General features: G+C 66.9%; 4 protein-coding genes. All 4 read right to left on the bottom strand.

Annotated features, from left to right (window positions below; all coding sequences use genetic code 11):
* Positions 1 to 962: 962 nt before the first annotated feature.
* Entirely contained in the window at positions 963 to 3026 is a 2064-nt protein-coding gene (locus Q0072_RS18270) for a glycosyltransferase (RefSeq protein WP_298332987.1), read from the bottom strand.
* 3 nt (positions 3027 to 3029) lie between these two features.
* On the bottom strand, positions 3030 to 3944 hold the full coding sequence (locus Q0072_RS18265; RefSeq protein WP_298332986.1) for an FkbM family methyltransferase: 915 nt from the start codon (positions 3942 to 3944) through the stop codon (positions 3030 to 3032).
* An 87-nt stretch (positions 3945 to 4031) separates the two neighbouring features.
* Positions 4032 to 5213 (bottom strand): glycosyltransferase family 1 protein, encoded by a 1182-nt coding sequence (locus Q0072_RS18260; RefSeq protein ID WP_298332985.1) that lies wholly within the window; start codon positions 5211 to 5213, stop codon positions 4032 to 4034.
* Complete coding sequence (locus Q0072_RS18255) at positions 5210 to 6187, bottom strand: NAD(P)-dependent oxidoreductase (RefSeq protein ID WP_298332984.1); 978 nt, start codon at positions 6185 to 6187, stop codon at positions 5210 to 5212. Before Q0072_RS18255 ends, Q0072_RS18260 begins: the two co-directional genes overlap by 4 nt.
* Positions 6188 to 6194: the final 7 nt, after the last annotated feature.

The raw sequence follows: 6194 nt of genomic DNA, 5'->3' as shown, positions 1-6194 counted from the left end.
CCAAATCCTCCCGCTCGCCGGCCATGACTTCGGCGGCGATGTCGACGAGGTGTTTCTCGTCCGGGTCGGCATACAGCTTGGCGTTATCCTTGCCGTGCTGCCGGATGAGCTGATGTATAGTTCCCATGAGCTGTAAGATTACCCGGCCTTTTCCCGAATGCAATCGGGACTCTACTCGCGCAAGCTATTAGAAAGGCTTTTAGATTCTAACTTATAGTTATGCGAGTAGAGTCCCGGGGATAAGTCCGAGTCGCGCGAGTAGAGTCCCGAAGGGGCGCGAGTAGAGTCCCGGGGACAGAATCGGCCCGCCAATTTTCCAGGCAGCACCTTGATTTCTTTTACCCCCCGAATCGCGGATAGGGCATCGCGGCACCTGAACAGGTAAAGCGTGGCAGGGTGGGGGCGCGAGTAGAGTCCCGACTTCGTCCTGCCGATCCATGGCCTGTTCAGGTGCCGCGATGCCGGTCCTGGCGATTCCTGGCCTTTCCCCAAATCATATGTTAAGTATAAATTCCTATATTCTGTTGCCGGGAGTTGTTCCCATGCCCGCCTCCGCCCTGAATAACGCTTTTCCCTCCCGGTTCCCAGGACTGAATTCCCGCACACTGGATGATGGGGGCTGGCAGGCCGTGGCGCTGGCGCTTGCCGACGGGGTGCCGGTGGGGCGGGTTGCTTCCTGGTGCGGCCTGTCACGTGGGGCGCTGTGGCGGGCGCGGCGGCGCTGTCCCGTCTTCGACCGTCTCTGCCGTCCTGCACCCTTGCCGCCCCCGGCCCTGGCCGATGACCTGGCTCCCTTGCGCCGGAATTTCCTGCATGGGCTGGAAATGGCGGTTCAGGCCGGGGATATCACCACCCTGCTGCGCGCGGCCGAGCTGCTGGAGATTTCGGAGGCAGACTTTGAAACACTCCGCTTCGATCCGTTGCAGGATGTAGCGCGGGACCGTTCCTCCCTGCATGCAACATCAGATCGACGGCGTTGCAGCCTGTTGCGCAGCCGCCGCTTCCTGGCTGGCGGCGATATAGGGATAGGCGTTCAGGATATGGGCGGGTGCTACCCCACGCCTGCGCAAGGTCAGCAGGATGTCGGAAACATATTGGGCCGCGATGATGATGGTGGCGTTCTCCATCTCGGCGGTGGCCACATCGCCGGGGCGGCACAGGGGCAGGCCGCGCATCTCCCCCTGTCGGCGGCTGTCCAGGAAGCCACGCAACCGCTCACGGGCCGCGGCGGGCAGCCCGTCGCAGACCAGCCCCCCTCCCTCCCCGGCGCCATAGAGCCAGATCGGGCCGGTTTGCGGCAGACGGGTGAAATCTTCAGCGTGCCAGATCCAGGGCACGCTGCCGGCAAGGACCGGGTCCAGGTCGCTGATCCCGGCCAGCCGGGGCGGCTGCTCTGTCGGTCCGGCTGGCCGGGTGGCGGGCCAGGGCCGGGGGGTGAAAGGGATCTCCGGCAGCCGGACCAGGGTCAGGCTGGGTACCGCCGGCAGGGCCAGGGGGCCGCTGCCGGCCAGAAGCGGGGGCAGGTCGAGGGCCAGCTGCGTCCAGTCTTGGTCCGTTCCGTTCGCTTCTCCCCCGCCCAGGGCGTCCAGTCTTTCCGTCCGGCAATAGAGGCCGCCGGCCCGCAGCCAGGCCCGGGCCGCCCGCCGTTCGGCACCCATCCCTTCCTCGTCGGGCGGCGGCAGGGCCAGCCGCTCGACCGGGTCGATGGGAAAGCCGGTCGGCTCCTCGGGAGCGGGCCACAGCCCGGCAGCGATGCTGGCGTCGCCGGTAGCGGCGGCCAGTCCGGCCAGATGGCCTGGATGCCAGACCACCCCCTCGGGCAGGATGGCCAACGCCTCCAGCCCCGTCAGTCCCGCGCGCAGCGTCTCCAGCCCGACCGGGCCGGACAGGCGGCGTTGCCCGATCCCCGTCTCTTGGATATCCGTACCATCGGCGGGCAGCAGGGCCGTCACGGACAGATCCCCTCCGGCCTGTGCGGCCAGCTGATCCAGCCGCCCGGACAGATCGCCCTGGCCGGGCAGCAGCACGCCGATGCGCGTTGGCCGGGTTTGGGTGCGTGGACGGTGCAGGCGGTCCAGCAGGCCGGGCAGCGGTTCCAGCAGCGCCTCCAGACAGAGCGCCCGGTTGAAAATGGCCTGGGCGTCTGCCGCCATGGCACGGGCCTCGGCGGGATGGGCGCGGATCCAGGCCACCTGATTCAGGATGCGGTCGGCTGTCTCCTCCTCGCCCCCCTCGACATCGACATAAAGGACGCTGTCGCCGAACCAGTGCGTAATGAAGGGATGCCGGTCGGCGATGATCACGGCGCCGGCGGCGGCCAGCTCGAACACCCGCATATTGGGCACGCCCTCGGCCCGGTGCTGCGGCAGATGCAGGCACAGTCCCATGCCCCAGTGATGGGCGGCATCGATCACCGATCTGCCGTCGAAGGGCAGCGGCCCCTGCCAGGCCTCGGCCAGATGCGACCAGCGTTCCGCCGTGCCGTGCAGGGCCAGCACCCCGGCCTCCGACAGGCGGCGCAGCAGCGTGGGATAACGCCGCCCGTCCCAGTTGGACCCGACATAGAACATCCGGCTCTCCGGTCCCAGAGTGGGGGTCAGACTGGAACGTGGGGAACTGACATGGAAAGGCAGGGTCGGCGGGTCGCGTCCCACACCGGCCATCAGCCCTGCCAGATGCGCTTCCAGCTGCGGGCCGGAGACCAGATAGGCGTCATAGGTCAACTCGAACGCTTCGCCATAACGGCGGGCCGTTTCGCTGGCTCCTTTCAGCAGGGAGGGTGGGTTCCAGTAGCAGGCCAGCCAGGGATGGGCCGTCAGCTTGGCCGTGACCTGCGGGTGCAGGCACAGCACGCCATCGGGGTTCATCGCCTCCACCTGATCGGACCGGCTGAGGATCTCCGCCTCCCAGCCCAGGCCCGCGATGGCCCGCGCCATGCGCAGGGCCAGCTCCCGCTCGGCGATGGGATGGGTGGGGTCGATCGGGTTCAGCAGGGCCAGGCGTGGCCCCCTCCGGGAAAGGCTCATGGCTCAGCTATAGCTGTTAGTGGCGAATTCCGGTCGGTCGTCACGCACGAAGAACAGGTCCACCTGCCACAGGGCCCGGTCACGCTCACGCCACAGCGGTTCCGACATGTCGATGACGCGGAAACCGCGCGCGGCCATGTAGGCGCAGATCTCATGGAACAGCATGGCCTCGGGATGGATATGGAAGATGTAGGTCTCGATCACCACCAGACTGGCCTGGGCCAGGATGCTTGCCGCCCCTTCCAGGATGGGCCGTTCGAACCCGTGCGTATCCAGCTTGATCAGATAGGGGCCCGGCAGGCCAAGGCGCGCCACCTCCCCGGCCAGCGACACCTGCGGCACCGACCAGTGCCCCTGCCCGGGTGCCGTGCTGGCGGCCCCGCCATAGGGTGCGTCGGGATCGTTGTAGAACCAGACTTCACCCTCCGTGGCACCGGCTGCCGCGATGACATGGCTGAAGGCGGGTTCGGCCGCGCACAGGGCCTCCAGTTTCTCCCGCCAATGGCCGAAGGCTTCTACCAGATGGTAACGGGCCTGGGGCCAGCAGGGCCTTGCCTTGATCGACCAGGTTCCATCCGAGGCGCCGACATCCAGGACGCTGGCCACCTCCACCCCGCGCGCCTGGATGCGGGCCAATGCCGAGGGGGGTTCCAGCCTGTCATCGCGCAGAAGCCAGCGCAGCCGGTTCAGGGCGGCATGGGCGTCGGGATCGATGGAGACGGCCCGGCTCATCGACTGGATGGCGCCCCGCCGGTCACCCTGCCGGTTCAGGCACCGGCCCAGCTCGACATGGGCTTCCGGATCGTCGGGTGCCGCTTCTACGGCGCGGGCGAACCATATTTCTGCCCCAGCCTCGTCGCCCGCCGCCACAGCGGCCCGTCCCTCGGCCAGCAGGGCCGCGACATCCCCCTTGCTCATTCCTGTTCCCCCTGCCCGCCGGCTTCCGCCACGGGCCATCCATTCAAACCGGCCTTTGATGCCCGGTGCCAGGCATCCGGGCCTCCTCTATCCCGATCGACCGCTCTCGGCCCCGATCAGGGCCAGCAGCGCCGCGCCCGCCGCCTGACGGACCTGATCATAGCGTCGGGCCGCGGCCTGGACAGCCGCTTGCGGCGTGCTGTCCGGCAGGCCCGGCAGCCGCGCGCTCAGCAGGGCTGCCAGCCCGTCTGCATCCCCGGGCGCAAAGAACATGCCGTCCTTGCCCATCTGCTCCACATGTACCGGCAACTGGCTGGCGGCCAGCGGCACCCCCAGGGCAAGCGCATCCTCCACCAGGGTGCTCCACCCCTCAAAGCGGGATGGTTGAATAACACAGGTCGCCATTTGCAGACAGGCCAGCACATCGGCATGCGGGATGCTGCCCAGATGCCGGATGCCGGTGAGGCCCAACGTCGCCACCATGGCGAAAAGCGTGTCGTAATAGTCCGGGCTGCGGTGATCCTCCTTGCTGCCTGTGCAGATCAGCTGGATCACCTCCCCCTGTTCGCGCAATCGGGCCAGGGCGCGAAAAGCCGTCCCATGGTCCTTGTGGGCCCAGAACTGGTTGGGGATGAACAAGAACCGGTCGGGCAATCCATAGCGCGCCCGGACCTCGCGCAGCCGGTCATTCCCCTGGGGCCGGGCCAGACTGCGGAAGTGCCAGACATGCGGCCGGGCGGCATGGTCGGGGAAGAAACTTTTCAGATCGGCCAGGGCCGACCGGCTGCTCAGGATCAGGGGGCAGGGCCGGGCCAGCAGTTCCCTGACGCGTGCTTCCCGCTGCGCCCACTCATCCGGGGTGAAAAATTCCGGCAGGTGGCGGTGCTGAAAATCAGGCACCCACAGCCAGTGTTTGGGGTTGACCGGATAAGGGTCCCCCGGAACGATGGGATAGAGGGCATCGGCCTGTTCGGCCAGGCTGCGCCGCCGCTGACTGGGTTCCAGGGCGGCAAGCCGGGCTTCCATGTCCGCCTCCCGCACCCTCAGGACCGCACCGTCAGTGCCCAGGACGCAGGTCACCGCCGGCCGGTTCAGGGCTTCCTGCAGGCCGCTGCCGGGTAGATCATTGAACACCAGGATGTCGGGCCTGGTCGCCTCCGGCTGACAGTCCAGCAGCTCAATCACGGCCCGCAGATAATTGAGGCCGCCTGCCCATCCGGCAGACCGGTCCTGAATATGCAGCAATATCCGCAGGCGGCCTTCGCTCATCCTGTGGTCTCCAATCCGCCTGCCATGTCTTTGCGCAACCAGTTTCCATAGGTGCTGAGGCCCGTCGCCAGATCGGTCGCGGGCTGCCAGTCCATATCCCCCAGCCCGGCACAGAGATGGTGTGGGTCATGGACCCGGACCTGGCCTGTGAAGCGGACCGGCACGTGTGTACCCAGGGCCTGCTGAAAAAGGCTGATAGCGTCGGCCACGCGTGTGGCCTGACCACTGCCGCCATTGACGATCTGTAGCCCCGATGCAGCTTGTCCATGCAGATGGCAGATCAGGTCCACAGCATCGCCGATCGACAGGAAGTCGCGCGTCTCCTCCCCCGTTCCACCCAGCTCCAGCAGGCTTGTACCGGCACGCAGCCGGTTACCCAGTTCCCAGAACAGTTGCTTGCGCAGGCCCGGTCCATACAGGGAGAAGAAGCGGATGATGGTGACATGCAGGCCATAGCGTTGCGCACCCTGCCTGCAGACCGTTTCAGCCATCAGCTTGTGCCAGCCATACTGGCTGATGGGCATAGGCGGGGTGGCGCTGCCGATGGGGCCGACCGGCTGCTGTCCATAGATGGCGGCGCTGGATGGATAGATCAGGTGGGTGCCGTCACACCCTGCCAGCCCCAGCCCATGCACCAGGGCGCCCGTGGTCTGCACGGTCCGGCCGAAATCCAGTCCCGGCTGGGCGTCAGCCTGTCCGACATGGCTGCCACCAGCGGCATGAACGACCAAGTCCGGCGGGCCATAGTCACCCACCGCCTGCATCACAATGTCCTGATCGATGGTTTCCGATAAAGGTTGGATACCGTCGCAGAGCGGCCGGTCGTGGATATGGTGGCCGAAGGCAAGGATCCGCCAGCCATCGCGTGCCAGCCGTGCTGCGACCGCCGTCCCGATGAAGCCCCCGGCACCGGTTACCCAGGCCAGGCGGTCCTGTCTGCCTTCGATCGGCAACTTCCACCCCGGCTTAACCATTCAACTG

The sequence above is a fragment of the Asticcacaulis sp. genome, assembly GCF_027484505.1.
In the GTDB taxonomy this organism is placed as follows: domain Bacteria; phylum Pseudomonadota; class Alphaproteobacteria; order Caulobacterales; family Caulobacteraceae; genus Asticcacaulis.
This window is presented reverse-complemented; position numbering and strand designations above follow the sequence as displayed.